The 17,170-nt window shown below is 55.0% G+C and carries 19 protein-coding genes; 8 read left to right on the forward strand and 11 right to left on the reverse strand.

Annotated elements, in window-relative coordinates; translation table 11 throughout:
- Window positions 1-17 precede the first annotated feature (17 nt).
- On the reverse strand, window positions 18-563 hold the full coding sequence (hydN, locus tag FDW92_RS14040; RefSeq protein WP_003037366.1) for an electron transport protein HydN: 546 nt from the start codon (window positions 561-563) through the stop codon (window positions 18-20).
- A gap of 145 nt (window positions 564-708) precedes the next feature.
- Window positions 709-1,722, reverse strand: coding sequence for a LacI family DNA-binding transcriptional regulator (locus FDW92_RS14045; protein WP_042310567.1), 1,014 nt, complete (start codon window positions 1,720-1,722; stop codon window positions 709-711).
- Window positions 1,723-1,986: 264 nt separating this feature from the next.
- Between FDW92_RS14045 and ascF the strand changes: the two genes are divergently transcribed.
- The 3 genes from ascF (at window position 1,987) to FDW92_RS14060 (ending at window position 5,306) form a co-directional block, all read left to right on the forward strand.
- Window positions 1,987-3,435 (forward strand): PTS cellobiose/arbutin/salicin transporter subunit IIBC, encoded by a 1,449-nt coding sequence (gene ascF, locus FDW92_RS14050; protein ID WP_137400646.1) that lies wholly within the window; start codon window positions 1,987-1,989, stop codon window positions 3,433-3,435.
- Between the two features lie 22 nt (window positions 3,436-3,457).
- A complete protein-coding gene (locus tag FDW92_RS14055) occupies window positions 3,458-4,882 on the forward strand; it encodes a 6-phospho-beta-glucosidase (RefSeq protein ID WP_042310572.1) in 1,425 nt (474 codons plus the stop codon).
- Between the two features lie 172 nt (window positions 4,883-5,054).
- On the forward strand, window positions 5,055-5,306 hold the full coding sequence (locus tag FDW92_RS14060; RefSeq protein WP_042310574.1) for a SymE family type I addiction module toxin: 252 nt from the start codon (window positions 5,055-5,057) through the stop codon (window positions 5,304-5,306).
- Window positions 5,307-5,344: 38 nt separating this feature from the next.
- Here the strand turns inward: FDW92_RS14060 and hycI are convergent, their stop codons facing one another.
- The 9 genes from hycI to hycA form a co-directional block, all read right to left on the reverse strand.
- Window positions 5,345-5,815, reverse strand: a complete 471-nt coding sequence (gene hycI, locus FDW92_RS14065) for a hydrogenase maturation peptidase HycI (protein ID WP_042310576.1) — start codon at window positions 5,813-5,815, stop codon at window positions 5,345-5,347.
- Complete coding sequence (locus FDW92_RS14070) at window positions 5,808-6,218, reverse strand: formate hydrogenlyase maturation HycH family protein (RefSeq protein WP_003037385.1); 411 nt, start codon at window positions 6,216-6,218, stop codon at window positions 5,808-5,810. The genes hycI and FDW92_RS14070 overlap by 8 nt, the downstream gene beginning before the upstream one ends.
- Window positions 6,215-6,982, reverse strand: coding sequence for a formate hydrogenlyase subunit HycG (gene hycG, locus FDW92_RS14075; RefSeq protein WP_003037388.1), 768 nt, complete (start codon window positions 6,980-6,982; stop codon window positions 6,215-6,217). The genes FDW92_RS14070 and hycG overlap by 4 nt, the downstream gene beginning before the upstream one ends.
- On the reverse strand, window positions 6,982-7,524 hold the full coding sequence (gene hycF, locus FDW92_RS14080) for a formate hydrogenlyase subunit HycF (protein ID WP_042310578.1): 543 nt from the start codon (window positions 7,522-7,524) through the stop codon (window positions 6,982-6,984). The genes hycG and hycF overlap by 1 nt, the downstream gene beginning before the upstream one ends.
- Before the next feature lie 9 nt (window positions 7,525-7,533).
- Entirely contained in the window at window positions 7,534-9,243 is a 1,710-nt protein-coding gene (gene hycE, locus FDW92_RS14085) for a formate hydrogenlyase subunit HycE (RefSeq protein ID WP_006687169.1), read from the reverse strand.
- Between the two features lie 17 nt (window positions 9,244-9,260).
- Window positions 9,261-10,184: a respiratory chain complex I subunit 1 family protein gene (locus FDW92_RS14090; RefSeq protein ID WP_042310580.1), complete on the reverse strand. Its 924-nt coding sequence runs from the start codon at window positions 10,182-10,184 to the stop codon at window positions 9,261-9,263.
- Window positions 10,185-10,186: 2 nt separating this feature from the next.
- Complete coding sequence (gene hycC / locus FDW92_RS14095; protein ID WP_042310582.1) at window positions 10,187-12,013, reverse strand: formate hydrogenlyase subunit 3; 1,827 nt, start codon at window positions 12,011-12,013, stop codon at window positions 10,187-10,189.
- A complete protein-coding gene (hycB, locus tag FDW92_RS14100; RefSeq protein WP_032940517.1) occupies window positions 12,010-12,621 on the reverse strand; it encodes a formate hydrogenlyase subunit HycB in 612 nt (203 codons plus the stop codon). The genes hycC and hycB overlap by 4 nt, the downstream gene beginning before the upstream one ends.
- A gap of 144 nt (window positions 12,622-12,765) precedes the next feature.
- Window positions 12,766-13,224, reverse strand: coding sequence for a formate hydrogenlyase regulator HycA (hycA, locus tag FDW92_RS14105; RefSeq protein ID WP_042310585.1), 459 nt, complete (start codon window positions 13,222-13,224; stop codon window positions 12,766-12,768).
- A gap of 198 nt (window positions 13,225-13,422) precedes the next feature.
- Between hycA and hypA the strand changes: the two genes are divergently transcribed.
- The 5 genes from hypA (at window position 13,423) to hypE (ending at window position 17,131) form a co-directional block, all read left to right on the forward strand.
- Window positions 13,423-13,779, forward strand: a complete 357-nt coding sequence (gene hypA / locus FDW92_RS14110) for a hydrogenase maturation nickel metallochaperone HypA (protein ID WP_042310587.1) — start codon at window positions 13,423-13,425, stop codon at window positions 13,777-13,779.
- 87 nt (window positions 13,780-13,866) lie between these two features.
- Window positions 13,867-14,706 (forward strand): hydrogenase nickel incorporation protein HypB, encoded by an 840-nt coding sequence (hypB, locus tag FDW92_RS14115; protein ID WP_137400647.1) that lies wholly within the window; start codon window positions 13,867-13,869, stop codon window positions 14,704-14,706.
- 23 nt (window positions 14,707-14,729) lie between these two features.
- Window positions 14,730-15,002 (forward strand): hydrogenase 3 maturation protein HypC, encoded by a 273-nt coding sequence (hypC, locus tag FDW92_RS14120; RefSeq protein WP_038633103.1) that lies wholly within the window; start codon window positions 14,730-14,732, stop codon window positions 15,000-15,002.
- Complete coding sequence (gene hypD / locus FDW92_RS14125) at window positions 15,003-16,124, forward strand: hydrogenase formation protein HypD (RefSeq protein WP_042310593.1); 1,122 nt, start codon at window positions 15,003-15,005, stop codon at window positions 16,122-16,124.
- Complete coding sequence (gene hypE / locus FDW92_RS14130) at window positions 16,121-17,131, forward strand: hydrogenase maturation carbamoyl dehydratase HypE (protein ID WP_042310596.1); 1,011 nt, start codon at window positions 16,121-16,123, stop codon at window positions 17,129-17,131. Before hypD ends, hypE begins: the two co-directional genes overlap by 4 nt.
- The last annotated feature ends 39 nt before the right edge of the window (window positions 17,132-17,170 follow it).

Below are 17,170 nucleotides of genomic sequence, written 5' to 3' on the forward strand. Positions count from 1 at the left end.
ACGCGGATTTTTAGCGATCAGAACAGCAAAGATGCGGTGGAGTCCAGCGCCGCGCGACGGCGTTTTTCAGCGCTCAGTTGCTCAAGCTTATTGCGATCCACATAAATCAGCGCGTGAGTCGGGCAGACTTCCATACAGGCAGGACCCGCTTCACGGTGGTGGCACAGGTCGCACTTGTTGGCTTCGGCTTTTTCTGCACGAACGTTCAGACCCGCGCCGCTGTTACGCACAACCGGACGCACGACAACTTCCATTGCACCATAAGGACACGCCACCACGCAGGTTTTACAGCCAATGCAGCGTTCCTGCATCACGTGGACAAAGCCTTTATCACGGCTGATTGCTCCGTTCGGACAGACGTTAGCGCACGGCGCGTCTTCACACTGGCGACACAGCGTTGCCGTGGAGACGTTAACGCCTTTGATGACGTGAATGCGGGGTAAAAAGGTTTCAGGGGTCAGCGATGCGCAGTCCTGGTTATCCTGATGGGATACCACGCAGGCCACTTCACAGGTACGGCAACCAATGCATTTATTGGCGTCTGCAATGATGAAACGGTTCATCAATTTCTCCAGCAATGACAGATTATCTGCCGAAGCATTCACGAATCGTGCCAAATTTTAATACACTGTTATTAAAGGATTTTTATTTTGATGGATGTGAGAATGGTGTGTCATCGTCACTAGTGACGATGACAAATGACAGCCGTCAGCGCGAAACATACGGCGCAACAGAGTCGCGCTGAATGAGTTCCCCGATGAAGATTTTTGGCGGTGTAAATACTCCATCGCCCAGCATAAATATCAGGCGGCCGATCGTTTCCTGGATCATTTCCGTCACCGGAATTTTGACGCTGGAAAGCGCCGGAATAGTGTATGGCGCGATAGCGATATCATCGAAACCAATCACCGACACTTGGGCAGGCACGCGGATACCCTGCTCATGCAGCTGCTTCATCGCGCCTATCGCCATATCATCATTGCTGGCCACCAGCGCGGTAAAATTGACCTTGCGTGCAAGCAAGGTATCAACACCCGCCGCACCGCAGGCTGGCGTCCATTTTCCTTTGACAATCAAATCATTATTTAGCGGAATGCCATGCGCAGCCAGCGCATCTTTATAGCCTGAGAGTCGTTCCACGCCGGTAGGTGAATCCATCGAGCCGGTAATAAAACCAATCTCCTGGTGCCCGGCGGCAATCAACTGCGCAACGGCGTTAAAGCTGGTTTGTTTTTGATCGCACCAGACGCTGTGGCTACTGTTTTTACGCAGCCGTCGGTTAAGCACCATAATCGGCTGGGCGTGCGCGTCAATGATCTCGTCTATTTCATCCACGCTGAGAAAACGCGGATAAATCATAATCGCGTCACAGCGCAGGTCGAGTAAGTACTGGATCGCCTGACGCTCTTCCTCTGCGCTATGCTTACCATCAGCCAGCAACAACTGGCGCCCCTTATCCTCCGCCATCCGCGCGGTGTGAAATAGCAGCTCGCTGAAATAGACGCCATGATAAAGAGTATTGGTCACCACCAGACCCAGCGTCTGCGTGGTCTTCGCCGCCAGGCTGCGCGCCAGTAAATTAGGGCGGTAACCACTCTCTTCAATGGCCTGAAACACACGGTCTTTGGTTTCCTGGCTGACGTAACCGTTCCCGGAAAGCACCCGGGAAACCGTCGCTTTCGACACCCCGGCCCGCTTTGCCACCTCCAGCATCGTGGTCATAGTAGTCATCCCTTTTCTCTTAATGTGACGCAGTGTACTGCACCGTTTCGCCGCTGTCCTTGCTGCTAAAACGCGGCGCCTGACATCTGGTGATCATCATCACAATTATAAAAACAATAAAAATTAATTCTTGTTTAAAGAATATAAATTAAACATGATTTTGTGGAACCGGTTTCCTATCTGAGTTTCATCAACTCAGAAACGCGACCTGCGCAAACGGATAAAAACATAACGTACCCTACTGATAAAACAGGATTAAATCCGATGTCCAAGAATTATGCAGCGCTGGCGCGCTCCGTTGTGACGGCTCTGGGAGGCGTCGACAACATCACAGCAGTGACCCACTGTATGACCCGTTTGCGTTTCGTTATCAAAGATGATGCGCAGGTCGATAGCGCGACACTGAAAACACTTCCTGGCGTGCTGGGCGTAGTACGTAACGATAATCAGTGTCAGGTGATCATCGGTAATACCGTTTCGCAGGCGTATCGTGAGGTTGTCAGCCTGCTACCTGCCAACATGCAGCCTGCTGAGCCGCAAACCAAACCCCGGCTGACGCTGAAACGGATTGGCGCGGGGATCCTCAATGCGCTGATCGGCACGATGTCACCGCTGATCCCGGCAATTATCGGTGGATCAATGCTCAAGCTGCTGGCAATGGTTCTGGAAATGACCGGCGTGCTGGTGAAAGGATCGTCCACCCTCACCATTCTGACCGTTATCGGCGACGGCGCATTTTTCTTCCTGCCGCTGATGGTCGCCGCTTCGGCAGCCATCAAATTCAAAACCAACATGTCGCTGGCAATTGCTATTGCGGGTGTGCTGGTCCATCCCAGCTTTATCGATCTGATGGCAAAAGCCGCGCAGGGTGAGCACGTTGAGTTCGCCCTGATCCCGGTGACGGCGGTGAAATATACCTACACAGTGATCCCGGCACTGGTCATGACCTGGTGTCTGTCATACATCGAACGTTGGGTGGATCGTATCACTCCGGCAGTGACCAAAAACTTCCTCAAACCGATGCTGATCGTGCTGATCGCCGCCCCGCTCGCGATCGTTTTAATCGGTCCGATTGGTATCTGGATCGGTAGCGCAATTTCAGCGCTGGTCTATACCATTCACGGCTATCTCGGCTGGCTGTCGGTCGCCATTATGGGCGCATTGTGGCCGCTGTTGGTGATGACGGGTATGCACCACGTGTTTACGCCCACCATTATCCAGACCATTGCCGAAACCGGTAAAGAAGGCATGGTGATGCCGTCTGAAATCGGCGCCAATCTGTCGCTGGGCGGTTCATCGCTGGCGGTGGCATGGAAAACCAAAAACCCGGAACTGCGTCAGACGGCGTTAGCGGCCGCCGCGTCAGCCATCATGGCAGGCATTTCCGAACCCGCGCTGTACGGCGTGGCGATCCGTCTGAAACGCCCACTGATTGCGAGCCTAATCAGCGGGTTTATCTGCGGCGCCGTTGCCGGCATGGCTGGACTGGCGAGTCATTCCATGGCGGCCCCAGGCCTGTTCACCAGCGTCCAGTTTTTCGATCCGGCTAATCCGATGACCATTGTCTGGGTGTTTGGCGTGATGGCGCTGGCGGTCGTGCTTTCCTTTGTATTAACACTGATTCTCGGCTTTGAAGATATTCCTGTCGAAGATGCTGCCGCGCAGGCCAGAAAAAATCAGGCCGCACAACCGGGCAATATCGCCAGCATTTGACTGGCATGAACTGAGGTTAACTATGTCTGTTTTTCCGCAAGGATTTTTATGGGGCGGCGCGCTGGCCGCCAACCAGTCTGAAGGGGCATACCGGGAAGGCGGCAAAGGGCTGACCACCGTCGATATGATCCCCCACGGCGAACATCGGATGCCCGTTAAGCTGGGTCAGGAGAAGCGCTTTACGCTTCAGGATGACGAATTTTATCCCAGCCATCAGGCGATCGACTTTTATCATCGCTATAAAGAAGATATTGCGCTGATGGCGGAAATGGGGTTTACGGTTTTTCGCACCTCAATAGCCTGGAGTCGTCTCTACCCTAACGGCGACGAACTGGCGCCTAATGAAGAAGGTATCGCTTTTTACCGGGCCGTTTTTGCCGAGTGTAAAAAATACGGTATTGAGCCGTTAGTCACGCTATGTCACTTCGATGTGCCCATGCACCTGGTTACCGAGTACGGCTCCTGGCGGAACCGCAAAATGGTGGAGTTCTTTACCCGTTACGCCCGCACCTGCTTCGAGGCCTTTGACGGCCTGGTGAAGTACTGGCTGACCTTCAACGAAATCAACATTATGCTGCACAGCCCCTTTTCTGGCGCCGGGCTGGTGTTTGAAGAAGGTGAAAATCAGGATCAGGTGAAATATCAGTCCGCCCACCACGAACTGATTGCCAGTGCCCTGGCGACGAAAATCGCCCATGAAGTAAATCCGCAAAATCGGGTCGGCTGCATGCTGGCGGGGGGTAATTTTTATCCTTATTCCTGTAAACCAGAAGATGTGTGGACCGCGCTGGAAAAAGACCGCGAAAACCTGTTCTTTATTGATGTGCAGGCGCGTGGGGCTTATCCCGCCTACTCCGCCCGGGTGTTTCGCGAAAAAGGCGTGGCGATAGAAAAAGCCGCGGAAGATGACGACATCCTGAAGAACACCGTCGATTTTGTCTCGTTTAGCTATTACGCATCACGCTGCGCCTCCGCTGACATGAACACTGGCAACACCAGCGCTGCCAACGTAGTGAAATCACTGCGTAATCCGTACATTGCCGCCAGCGAATGGGGCTGGGGTATCGATCCGCTTGGCCTGCGCATCACCATGAATATGATGTATGACCGTTATCAGAAGCCGCTGTTTCTGGTGGAAAACGGGCTGGGGGCGAAAGATGAAATGGATGCCAACGGCGAGATCAATGACGACTATCGCATTCGCTATTTACGCGAACACATCCGCGCCATGGCTGACGCCATTGAAGATGGTGTGCCGCTAATGGGTTACACCACCTGGGGCTGTATCGATCTGGTTTCCGCCTCAACCGGCGAGATGAGCAAGCGTTACGGTTTTGTGTATGTAGACCGGGACGATGCGGGCCACGGCACGCTGGCGCGTACCCGCAAAAAATCATTCTGGTGGTACAAAAAAGTGATCGCCAGTAACGGGGCCGATCTGGCGTAACCGCTCAGCCGGAGGAGTCTGTAATCCTCCGGCGGAATCGCTTATTTTCATTTCATGAATTGCATTCCAAATGTGGAATCTTCCTTCCAGTTTCCGGTTTGCCCTTGCGCATTTTTACTGGCATTTTATTCAGTAGTTTTTGCTCTTATCCGTTCACCACAAGGAAGCGTTCATGTCTGATGAAAATGGCACAACAGCAGTGGCTATCACCAAACCCGTACGTCGTTTGAAAGTGGGTTATGTCAGAAAACGCCATGAAGATCGTAACACGGGTTTCACGCTCCGTATCAGTCGGCATGCCTCGCTAACGCTGAACGGCGACTGGCTGGAACAAGCGGGATTCCCTACCGGGACAGCAGTAAATGTTTCGGTGATGCAGGGGAAATTAATTATTGAGCAGGCAACGGAAGAACAGAGAGTGTGAGGCTCAAAACAGGCCGGATGCATCCGGCGCTGGTAAGGTTAGTCTTCTGGCGCTTCTAACTCGGAAAATCCACCGTGGCCTTCCCACCCGGCTAATCGTTGATAGACTGTCTCGACCGCATCTTTGATTGGCTGCGTCATCGGGTAATAAAAACCGACAATATCCGGCTGAATGCCGAGGAAGATCACCTCGCCAACATCCTCTTTTAGCTGATCAACCAGATAGTTCAGCGGCATGTTGTGGGTGGTCATCATGAACATTTCGGCAATATCATCCGGGTCGATAATGCGGATTTCACCAGGGTTTAACCCCATGTCGGTGGCATCCACAATCAACAGACGCTGCGGGCGCAATTCACGGATCGCGACGATATCGTTTTCCGGCGCGCTGCCGCCGTCGATGACAACCCAGTTGCCCTGAGGATTGGCAGCGCACATTTCCGCCAGTAGCGGACCCGCGCCATCATCGCCCATCATGCTGTTGCCGACACAGAGTAAAACGTCAGTCACGGTGTCTCCTCACCATCAGATAGATGGCGCTTTCCTGGTGAATATCATGCAGCATGCTGAGCATCAGCTTGCTCCACTCCTGCTGCTGAGGAGTCTGCACGGCGCGCGCATCATCAAACGCGCGAGCCAGCATTTGCACATGGTTGAAATCGATGACGATCTCGCCATACTTCGGCACGCCTTCCATTTTCCGGCGGGCTTCGCTTCCTTCGGCAAGCGTGGCAATCCATGCCAGATATTCATCCCACGGACAGGTTAACGCCGCTTCCAGGCAATCGATGATCCCAAGGTGGTGACCAATCGCCAGGCTGTAATAGACAACCTGCTGCGCCTCTGCGGGCGTCGCATCGTTCTCATCAATAAACTTACGGCTCAGTTGACTGAACACCACCGTTTCACTCATCGGATACGCGCCTCTTCGACTACATGGTTAAGATGCGTGACGATTTCGGTCAGACGCGGATCGTTTTCCGCTTCCAGCCAGCGCGCCACCTGATGTTCACCCTGCCCTAACTGCGTCATATAGTCATCAGCAATCTGACGGCCGTAGCGGTATCCCGCCAGACGGCGAGCTTCGCGGTCCACCTTCACACGCAGCGGTTGAACCATGTCCGGATGCAGAATTTCAGCGGGCTGTTCGTCCAGTTCACCTGGCGCACGCGCATGAATTTTCTGTTCCAGCAGACCCAGCGCCATCGCAAAACCGTACAGCGTTGCCGCAGGCGTCGGCGGACAGCCAGGAATATACACGTCCACCGGTACGATTTTATCCGTGCCGCCCCATACGCAGTATAAGTCGTGGAAGATACCGCCGCTGTTGCCACAGGCGCCGTAAGAGATACAAATTTTCGGATCCGGCGCAGACTGCCAGGCGCGCAGCGCCGGAGAACGCATCGCGCGAGTTACCGCGCCGGTAAACAGCAGGATATCCGCATGGCGCGGCGACGGTACCACTTTGATACCAAAGCGTTCGGCATCAAACAGCGGAGAGAGCGTGGCGAAAATTTCGATTTCGCAGCCGTTGCAGCCGCCGCAGTCCACACGATAAACATATGCTGAACGCTTGATGCTTTTCAGCAGCGATGCTTTCATGCTGGCAATGGATTCATCCACCGTCATCGGTACCGGAATACCGTTGGCGTCACGTGGGCCTAATAAATTGCTCATCAGCTGGCCTCTTTCATATGGCGAGTCAGTTCAATACGGTCAGACGGCACCAGACATTTCTGGCGCTTACAATCCGGGCAGGTCTCAAAGCTATCGCGGTGGTTTTCCGCGCGGCTGTCACCGTTGTGCTTGAGCAGCGCAATGGCGTAATCAATCTCTTTTTGTACCGCGAACGGGCGGTTACAGACGCGGCAGTTACACAGAGAAAAGCGAGACTGCTGCAGGAAATCTTCTTTCTTCCATACCGCCAGCTCATATTCCTGCGACAGCTTGATCGCCGCCGTCGGGCAAACTTCTTCGCAGCGGGCGCAGAAGATGCAGCGACCGAGGTTGAACTGCCACGCCAGCTCATTGGTAGCCAGATCGGTTTCGACCGTCAGCGCGTTAGACGGACACGCATTAACGCAGGCCGCGCAGCCAATGCACTGCTGCGGATTGTGCTCTGGTTTGCCGCGGAAGTTTTTATCGACCGCAATCGGCTCCAGCGGATACGACGACGTCGGCGCCCCGGTTTTGATGACTTTTTTGATAAAGGTAAACATGGCGATTCCTTATTTCAGCGGCGAGTTTTTACGCTCGATGCTGTAGCGCTCAAGTTCTTTGTACGGCACGACTTTGCTCTTCTTCTTACGCACATCGACCACGGTCATACGGTCGGTACAGGAGTAGCAAGGATCGAGGCTACCGATAATCAGCGGAGCATCGGAAACAGTGTTGCCACGCAGCATGTAACGTAGCGTTGGCCAGTTGGCGTAGGTTGCCGCACGGCAGCGCCAGCGATACAGTTTCTGGTTATCGCCTGTCATGCTCCAGTGGATGTCATCCCCGCGCGGCGCTTCGGCAAAGCCCAGCGCGAAGCGGTGAGGAATATAGGTAAAGCCTTCCACCGCCAGCGGGCCGCCCGGCAGGTTGTCCAGACCAAAGTCGATCATGTTCAGTGCGGTATAGACTTCATTGATACGGACTTTAAGACGAGAAATAACATCGCAACCCTGCTCGCTGTGCACTTCCATCGGCAGCAAGCCATAGCCCACAAACGGGTGATCGGCACGGGTATCACGCGCATGACCGCTGGCGCGAACCATCGGACCGACGTTACTAAAGTCGCGAGCGATTTCTGGATCCAAACGACCAATACCCACGGTACGCTGTTCCATGTTCGGCGTGCTGAGCAGCATATCGACCAGTTCCTGCACCTCACGACGCATCTGCTGCGCCAGTTGACGGGTCTGGATCATATCGTCTTTCAGCAGGTCACGACGGATACCGCCGATCAGGTTCATACCGTAAGTTTTACGCGCCCCGGTGAGGATCTCCGCCATCTTCATCGACGTTTCACGCACGCGGAAGAACTGCATAAAGCCGGAGTCAAAACCGGTGAAGTGACAGGCCAGGCCGAGATTCAGCAGATGCGAGTGCAAGCGTTCCACTTCCAGCAGAATGGCGCGGATCATCTGTGCGCGTTCCGGCACTACGATACCCATCGCATTCTCTACGGAGGTGGTATAGGCGGTGCTGTGGGCAAAACCGCAGATGCCGCACACGCGGTCCGACAGGAACGTCACTTCGTTGTAACCCATACGGGTTTCCGCCAGTTTTTCCATGCCGCGGTGGACATAGAACAGACGGTAGTCGGCGTCGATGATGTTCTCGCCGTCAACAAACAGACGGAAGTGACCAGGCTCATCGGAGGTCACGTGCAGCGGGCCAATCGGCACCACGTTATTTTTCTTGTCGCCCAGTTCGTTGATGAACTCGTAGGTTTCAGCATCGGTAGTCGGCGCCGGGCGCTGACGATAATCCATACTGTCTTTACGCAGCGGATACAGCTCGTCCGGCCAATCATCCGGCAGCACCAGACGACGTTCATCCGGCAAACCGACCGGGATCAAACCGTACATGTCGCGCACTTCACGCTCGCCCCAGACGGCAGCCGGAACGCGTGGCGTCACGGATGGGAATTCCAGCTTATTGGCATCCACTTCAACGCGGACGGTGATCCAGCACTTGGTGCCCTGCTCCATCGACATCACGTAATAAACGGCGTAATGGCCGCACAGCTGACGTTCGTCGTTACCAAACAGCACAGACAACCAGCCGCCCTGTTTGTAGTACAGGAACTCAACCACTTCCGGCAGGTAGTTCACCTTGACGGTGATAGTCAGCTGATCTTTAGTCTGCCAGGCTTCATCCAGCACCACACCCGGAAAGGCCTGGTGCAGAGCGGCGAGATAGTGTTGACCTAATTTTTCTTCAGACATGCTCAAACTCTCTTAAATCACGCCACCAGCAAGGAGACGAACGCTAAAAACGCAAACCCAAAACCGGCCCAGGTCACGCGTGAAGTGGCGCAAAAACGCAGACGCGCCATGCTGTTTTCGAACAAGGCGATGACCAGCACGCCGAGGACCAGCTTGACGACGGCAATCACCAGCGCCAGCAGCAACCCACCCGCGGTGAAGGTTTCCATCTGTCCCCACGGCAGGAACACGCCGACGAACATTTGCAGAACGACCAATTGCTTGAGGCTAATGCCCCACTTCAGCACCGCAAAACCGCTGCCGCTGTATTCGGTCAATGGACCTTCCTGCAGCTCCTGCTCTGCTTCCGCCAGATCGAACGGCAGTTTGCCCATTTCGATAAAGGTGGCGAAAGCACAGGCGCACAGCGCCAGAATCAGCGGGATGCTGCGCGCAGCAGGCCAGTGATAAACGGTATCGGCGATATTGCTGATATGCGTTGAACCCGCAACCTGCGCCGCTACCCACAGCCCCAGCAGCAGGATAGGTTCAACCAGCACGCCGAGCATCGCTTCACGGCTGGCGCCAATAGCGGTAAACGGACTACCGGTATCCAGACCCGCGATAGAGAAAAAGAAACGGGCGATGGCGAACAGGTAAATTAAGGTGATCAGATCGCCCAATTGCGGCAGCGGCGAGCCAACGGTCACGACCGGTAACGCGGTGGCAATAGTCAGCATCACGCCCACCATCACAAACGGCGTCAGGCGGAAAACCCAGCTGGAATCCGCAGGCGCAATGCTCTGACGGCCCAGCAGTTTGATAATGTCGCGGTATTCCTGCAAAACGCCCGGACCGCGGCGATTGTGCAAACGCGCACGCGCCACGCGGGTCACACCGGACAGCAGCGGCGCAACGGCAAACAGCACCAGCGCCTGAATTAACGGATATAAAACACTCATTTTCAGGCTCCTCGTGAAACCACAATCACCACCAGCACCGCCAGCTCAATCAACGCCAGGCGACGAAACAGTACCGGGGCGGCCGCATTCTGCCAGCCCGGAACCAGTGATACCGGGTTCAGCCATTTACGCAGTTTGAGTACCGGGGCAAAGGCTTCTTTCACCGGCATGGCAAAACCGTGTGCGGTAATAACCATTGACTGCTCGTGATCGTAACCACACACCCATGCCGCACCGCGTGAACGCGACGGCAGACGGTTGCCTTTGAAAATTGCCATGATGATGAACGGCAGCAGCGGACACGCGATCAGCAGCAGCGTGATCATTGGCTGAGAAACGGTGGTGTTCGCCGTTTCCAGCGGCAGTGGAACAGCAGAGGAAATCATCGGCAGCAGCCACGGCGCTGCAACGCCGCCAATCACGCAGCAGATAGCCAGCGCAACCACGCTCACGCCCATCAGGATTGGCGCGCAGCAGGCATTTTCAGCTTCCTTCGTGCGCGGCGCGCCAAGGAACGTAACGCCATACACTTTCGCCATACACATCACCGCCAGCGCGCCAGTAATCGCCAGTCCTACCGCCAGCAACGGCCCTAACAGACGACCGACAAACGCGCCGCTGTTACCCAGTTTAAAGAAGGACTGATAGATGACCCACTCACCGGCAAAACCGTTCAGCGGCGGCAGTGCGGCCATCGCCATCAGGCCAACCAGCATCGCCAGAGAGATAACCGGCATACGTTTACCGATACCACCCAACTTCTCGATATCACGATGACCGGTACGGAACCAGATGCTGCCAGCACCGAGGAACAGAACGCTTTTGAACAGGCTGTGGTTGACCAGATGATACAGACCACCGGTCAAACCCAACGCAATCAGCGCCGGTTGATTCAGGGAAATCCCGGTTACGCCAGCGCCCAGACCCAGCAGAATAATGCCGATATTTTCCAGCGTGTGGTACGCCAGCAAACGCTGGATGTTATGTTCCATTAACGCATACAGACCGCCGACAAATGCGGTGATCATGCCCAGCACCAACAGCGTAATGCCCCACCACAGCGGCGCGTTACCGCCCAGCAGAGACAAGGAAAGAATACCCAGCAGACCGACCTTCATGACCACGGTAGAAAACAGTGCCGCAGCCGGCGCGCTGGCGTTGGCGTGTGCCTGCGGCACCCAACCGTGCAGGGGGATAATCCCGGCCAGCAGGCCAAAACCCGCCACGCCCAGCAGCCAGATGTCAGACCCAAACGGCAGCTCCTGGGTGCGCAGGTCAAGCAGGCGCAGCTCCAGCGTGCCGTAACGTTGCCACACCAGGTAGCAAGCAATCGCCAGCAGCAACGTGCCGATACGCCCCAGCGCAAACCACAGTTTGCCCTCTTTACTGCAACCGGTCAGGAACACCGCGCACAGCGCCATGATTTCCGCCATCACCACCAGCGTGCCGAGGTTGCTGGCAACCACCGCACATACCGCTGCGGCCATCAGCAGATTCACCAGCAGGCCGTTGGCTTTCACCTGTGGATGGCGATGCCAGTCAATGTTGTACAGGCTGACAAACAGACCACACAGGCCCAGGGTAATCAGCCAGATAGCGTTCAACGGGGTAATTTGCAGGCTGTGACCAATAAACGGCATCACGCCGCTAATCGCAACGGCGCGGGTCAGTACAAGAAACCCCGCAGCCGCCGTACACAAACTGCCAACCGCGCCGCCAACCCCTGCAATCCAGCCGCTCAGCGGTTTATGAAATGAAAACAGAAATGCCAGAACCGCAGCCGCTGTAAACCAGGCCACGCCGCTGTTAATCAGTGAAATTGCGCTCATTTTGCATCTCCACTTTGAGCCTGCTGAAACAAGGTGAGATCGCCGAAGTCGGTATTGAAAGTCAGCTCACGTTTACGTTTGCTGGCGCGGGCGATATCCATGTTGCTCACCAGATGCAGGGCTTTGGTCGGACACATGCGTACGCAGGCCGGACCTTGCTCGTCAAAACTACACAGATCGCATTTCACCGCGATGGCACGAACGCCCGGAACCCAGTCCAGCAGCGTGCTTACGCGAGCTGGAGCTGGCGGAGCCGGAGGCGCTTTTGATGTATTGGCGTTTGCCGGGATATGCAGCGGACGGCTACCGGAAAACTCAATAGCACCGAACGGACAGGCGATCCCGCACAGTTTGCAGCTTACGCACAGGCTTTCATTCAGCTGTACGGCGCCATCAACGCGATTAATCGCATTAACCGGACAAACGGTAGCGCATGGCGCATCTTCACACTGGTGGCAAAGCTGCGGCGCGGATTCTTTTTCATTTAACATCACTTTCAGGCGCGGCATTGACTGCAGGCCATGCTGGCGATGTGTCTCTGAGCAGGCGGCTTCACAGGTGTGGCAGCCGATACAAAGAGTGGAGTCAGCAATTACAAAACGATTCACCAGGCATTCCTCAGGTGATAGTCATTTTTGACGAAAACATGTCAGGCAAATGTCATTTCGACATTTTTCGACATGCCCATTCCCTAAACTGTCGTGACGCAGTATTAAAGCCGCATCATGACAAACGTGGGCAGCACCCGAGGCTTAAGCCGGGCTATGTCCCTCAACCAGCTGGCTTAAATTCACCGGCATATTGTTTTCAACCGCCGTATACAAGCTGTCATAGACGCTGGCGATTTTTTCGAGATAGTGCTCCAGCACCTGATCGCGATCGCGGTTGCTGATACGCTCATCAACTTTACCGTCGATGGTCAACTGTGCCTGTGCAATCAGTTGTTTATCATCACCCTCTTTCGTTTCGACGTAATACTCGATGGTGTGACTGTTAAAGCCATCCGCCAGCGTGACGTAGATAACGAAGTGTTCAAAAAGGACAAAGCACAGATCTTTGTCCGGCGCACAGCTCATCGCATGATGCAAACGCGCTTTCGACAGGGTGATCCCCTGAACCAGCGAGTTGCAGTAAATACGCCACTGGTCCTGTAGGCGACGATGCCGTTCAGCGATGTAATCGGCTTTTTCGCTTATTTCCCAAATAGTCATGTCAGGTTACCCGTTTAGCAGAGATGAACAGCCTTAAGCACATTTCATGCCAAAATTAATTTTCTTTATTTTCATAAACATAAGAAATCAAAGGCGGGTGACGATGTGTCATTTCGTCATCGTCGTCATTGTCACGAATGAAAAAATTCAACCTGGCATGTTTATTGCTTTTAATACGACAACTTCATAGGAGGCGGTATGCACGAAATAACCCTCTGCCAACGGGCACTGGAATTGATTGAACAACAGGCCACGCAACACGGAGCAAAGCGAGTAACTGGGGTCTGGCTCAAAATTGGCGCATTTTCTTGCGTAGAAACCAGCGCTCTCGCCTTTTGTTTTGATCTGGTATGCCGTGGGACCCTTGCAGAAGGTTGTAAACTCCACCTCGAAGAACAAGAAGCGGAATGTTGGTGCGAATCTTGTCAGCAATATGTCACGTTACTGACGCAACGCGTGCGCAGATGTCCGCAATGCAACAGCGATACGCTGAGAATTGTGGCCGATGACGGTCTACAGATTCGACGAATTGAAATAGGCGACGCCGAAGACTAATTCCGGTGGCACCTGCCAGGCCGGAGAAGACGCTTGCGTCGCCATCCGGCAAAAAGCCTGTAACAAGAAAGAGATCAGGAGTGAGCGATGTGTACGACATGTGGTTGCGCTGAAGGCAACCTTTATATAGAGGGTGATGAGCATAATCCCCACTCGGCGTTTCGCAGCGCGCCATTTGCCCCGGCGGCTCGCCCGGCGCTGAATATTACCGGTGTGAAAACCTCTAATTTCGCACCGAGCCAGACCGCAGAAGGCGACCTTCACTACGGTCATGGCGAGGCGGGTACCCATGCGCCAGGCATGAGCCAGCGCCGTATGCTGGAAGTCGAAATTGACGTGCTGGACAAAAATAACCGTCTGGCCGAACGTAACCGCGCCCGTTTTGCCGCTCGTCAGCATCTGGTATTAAACCTCGTATCAAGCCCGGGCTCTGGTAAAACGACGCTGCTGACCGAAACGCTGATGAAGCTGAAAGACAGCATACCGTGCGCCGTGATTGAAGGCGACCAACAGACGGTCAACGATGCCGCCCGTATTCGCGCCACCGGCACCCCAGCCATCCAGGTCAACACTGGTAAAGGTTGCCACCTTGACGCGCAAATGATTGCTGACGCCGCGCCGCGTTTGCCGCTTGATGACAACGGCATTCTGTTTATTGAAAACGTCGGTAACCTGGTCTGCCCAGCCAGCTTCGACCTCGGCGAACGTCATAAAGTGGCGGTGCTGTCCGTCACCGAAGGCGAAGATAAGCCGCTGAAATATCCGCATATGTTTGCCGCCGCATCGCTGATGCTGCTCAATAAAGTGGATCTGCTGCCGTACCTCAATTTTGATGTTGAAAAGTGCATCGCCAGCGCCCGGGAAGTGAACCCGGACATTGAGATCATCCTGATTTCCGCCACCAGCGGCGAAGGGATGGACCAATGACTCTCCTGGCTGGAGACACAGCGATGTGCATAGGTGTTCCGGGTCAAATCCGCACCATTGATGGCAACCAGGCCAAAGTCGACGTTTGCGGTATTCAGCGCGACGTCGACCTGACGCTGGTCGGTAGCTGTGATGAAAATGGTCAGCCGCGTCTGGGTCAGTGGGTACTGGTCCACGTCGGCTTTGCGATGAGCATCATTAATGAAGCAGAAGCGCGCGACACGCTCGACGCACTGCAAAACATGTTTGACGTTGAGCCGGATGTCGGCGCGTTGCTGTACGGCGAGGAAAAATAAATGCGTTTTGTTGACGAATACCGCGCACCAGAACAGGTGATGCAGTTGATAGAGCACCTGCGTGAACGTGCCGCTCTCCTCCCCTACACCGCCGAACGACCGCTGCGCATCATGGAAGTTTGTGGTGGTCATACCCACGCTATTTTCAAATTCGGGCTCGACCAGTTGCTGCCCGAAAACGTGGAGTTCATTCACGGCCCTGGCTGCCCGGTTTGCGTTCTGCCGATGGGCAGGATCGACAGCTGTGTTGAAATCGCCAGCCATCCGGAAGTGATTTTCTGCACCTTTGGCGACGCCATGCGCGTGCCGGGAAAACAAGGCTCACTACTACAGGCCAAAGCGCGCGGCGCGGATATCCGCATCGTCTATTCGCCGATGGATGCGCTGAAGCTGGCGCAGGAAAACCCGACGCGTAAGGTTGTGTTCTTTGGTCTGGGTTTTGAAACCACCATGCCGACCACCGCCATTACCCTGCAGCAGGCCAAACAACGCGATGTGCAGAACTTTTACTTTTTCTGTCAGCACATTACGCTTATCCCCACGCTGCGCAGCCTGCTGGAACAGCCGGACAACGGCATCGATGCCTTTTTAGCACCGGGGCATGTCAGCATGGTGATTGGCACCGACGCCTATAATTTCATTGCCTCAGATTTCCATCGTCCGTTAGTGGTCGCCGGCTTTGAGCCGCTCGACCTGCTGCAAGGCGTGGTAATGCTGGTTGAACAGAAAATCGCCGCCCATAGCCAGGTCGAAAACCAGTACCGCCGCGTAGTACCGGATGCCGGTAACGCCTTAGCGCAACAGGCCATCGCTGAGGTATTTTGCGTCAACGGCGACAGCGAATGGCGTGGTCTGGGCGTGATCGAATCGTCTGGCGTTCACCTGACGCCGGACTATCAACGTTTTGATGCCGAAGCGCATTTTCAGCCAGCGCCACAGCAGGTATATGACGATCCACGCGCGCGTTGTGGAGAGGTGTTGACCGGCAGATGTAAACCACATCAGTGCCCGTTATTTGGCAAAACCTGTAATCCGGAGACCGCGTTTGGCGCACTGATGGTCTCCTCAGAAGGCGCATGTGCCGCCTGGTATCAGTATCGTCAGCAGGAGTGTGAAGCATGAACAGCGTACAACTCGCCCACGGTAGCGGCGGTCAGGCTATGCAGCAGTTGATCAACAGTCTGTTTATGGAGGCTTTTGCTAATCCGTGGCTGGCGGAACAGGAAGATCAGGCGCGTCTGGAACTGGCGCAACTGGTTGCAGAGGGCGATCGTCTGGCGTTCTCTACCGACAGCTACGTTATTGACCCGCTGTTCTTCCCCGGTGGCAATATCGGCAAGCTGGCTATCTGCGGTACGGCGAACGATGTCGCCGTCAGCGGCGCGATTCCGCGTTATCTCTCCTGCGGGTTTATCCTTGAAGAAGGTCTGCCGATGGAGACGCTGAAAACCGTCGTCAACAGTATGGCGGCAACCGCACGCGAAGCGGGCATCGCCATCGTGACCGGTGATACCAAAGTCGTGCAGCGTGGCGCCGCGGATAAGTTGTTCATCAACACCGCCGGTATGGGGGCGATCCCCGCCAACATTCACTGGGGCGCGCAAACTCTCGGCCCTGGCGATGTATTGCTGGTTAGCGGTACGCTCGGCGACCATGGTGCAACCATTCTTAATCTGCGCGAGCAATTGGGTCTTGATGGCGAACTGGTCAGTGACTGTGCGGTGTTAACGCCGCTTATCCAGACGATACGTGATATACCCGGCGTGAAGGCGCTGCGTGACGCCACGCGTGGCGGCGTGAATGCGGTGACGCATGAGTTTGCCGCATCATGTGGATTTGGTATTGAGCTGTCTGAAGCGGCCCTGCCTGTGAAGCCTGCGGTGCGTGGCGTTTGCGAGCTGCTGGGCCTCGATGCGCTCAACTTTGCCAACGAAGGCAAACTGGTGATTGCCGTTGAGCGTCAGGCTGCTGAAAGCGTGCTTGCCGCGCTGCACGCGCATCCGTTAGGACGCGATGCGGCAATGATTGGTGAAGTGGTTGAACGTAAAGGCGTACGTCTTGCCGGACTGTATGGCGTGAAACGAACCCTCGATTTACCACACGCTGAACCATTACCTCGTATATGCTAGCAGCCAGTTGGCAGCAGACTGTAGGCCGGATAAGACGCA

It is taken from the genome of Citrobacter sp. wls706, from assembly GCF_005281305.1.
Taxonomy (GTDB): Bacteria; Pseudomonadota; Gammaproteobacteria; order Enterobacterales; family Enterobacteriaceae; genus Citrobacter; species Citrobacter werkmanii.

Coding starts and splice junctions, on each gene's coding strand:
- hypE (WP_042310596.1), top strand. CDS start 16,121: ATGAACAGCGTACAACTCGCCCACGGTAGCGGCGGTCAGGCTATGCAG.
- FDW92_RS14055 (WP_042310572.1), top strand. CDS start 3,458: ATGTCTGTTTTTCCGCAAGGATTTTTATGGGGCGGCGCGCTGGCCGCC.
- hycA (WP_042310585.1), bottom strand. CDS start 13,224: ATGACTATTTGGGAAATAAGCGAAAAAGCCGATTACATCGCTGAACGG.
- FDW92_RS14045 (WP_042310567.1), bottom strand. CDS start 1,722: ATGACCACGATGCTGGAGGTGGCAAAGCGGGCCGGGGTGTCGAAAGCG.
- hycE (WP_006687169.1), bottom strand. CDS start 9,243: ATGTCTGAAGAAAAATTAGGTCAACACTATCTCGCCGCTCTGCACCAG.
- hypC (WP_038633103.1), top strand. CDS start 14,730: ATGTGCATAGGTGTTCCGGGTCAAATCCGCACCATTGATGGCAACCAG.
- FDW92_RS14060 (WP_042310574.1), top strand. CDS start 5,055: ATGTCTGATGAAAATGGCACAACAGCAGTGGCTATCACCAAACCCGTA.
- FDW92_RS14090 (WP_042310580.1), bottom strand. CDS start 10,184: ATGAGTGTTTTATATCCGTTAATTCAGGCGCTGGTGCTGTTTGCCGTT.
- hycF (WP_042310578.1), bottom strand. CDS start 7,524: ATGTTTACCTTTATCAAAAAAGTCATCAAAACCGGGGCGCCGACGTCG.
- FDW92_RS14070 (WP_003037385.1), bottom strand. CDS start 6,218: ATGAGTGAAACGGTGGTGTTCAGTCAACTGAGCCGTAAGTTTATTGAT.
- hycC (WP_042310582.1), bottom strand. CDS start 12,013: ATGAGCGCAATTTCACTGATTAACAGCGGCGTGGCCTGGTTTACAGCG.
- hypD (WP_042310593.1), top strand. CDS start 15,003: ATGCGTTTTGTTGACGAATACCGCGCACCAGAACAGGTGATGCAGTTG.
- hydN (WP_003037366.1), bottom strand. CDS start 563: ATGAACCGTTTCATCATTGCAGACGCCAATAAATGCATTGGTTGCCGT.
- hycG (WP_003037388.1), bottom strand. CDS start 6,982: ATGAGCAATTTATTAGGCCCACGTGACGCCAACGGTATTCCGGTACCG.
- ascF (WP_137400646.1), top strand. CDS start 1,987: ATGTCCAAGAATTATGCAGCGCTGGCGCGCTCCGTTGTGACGGCTCTG.
- hypA (WP_042310587.1), top strand. CDS start 13,423: ATGCACGAAATAACCCTCTGCCAACGGGCACTGGAATTGATTGAACAA.
- hypB (WP_137400647.1), top strand. CDS start 13,867: ATGTGTACGACATGTGGTTGCGCTGAAGGCAACCTTTATATAGAGGGT.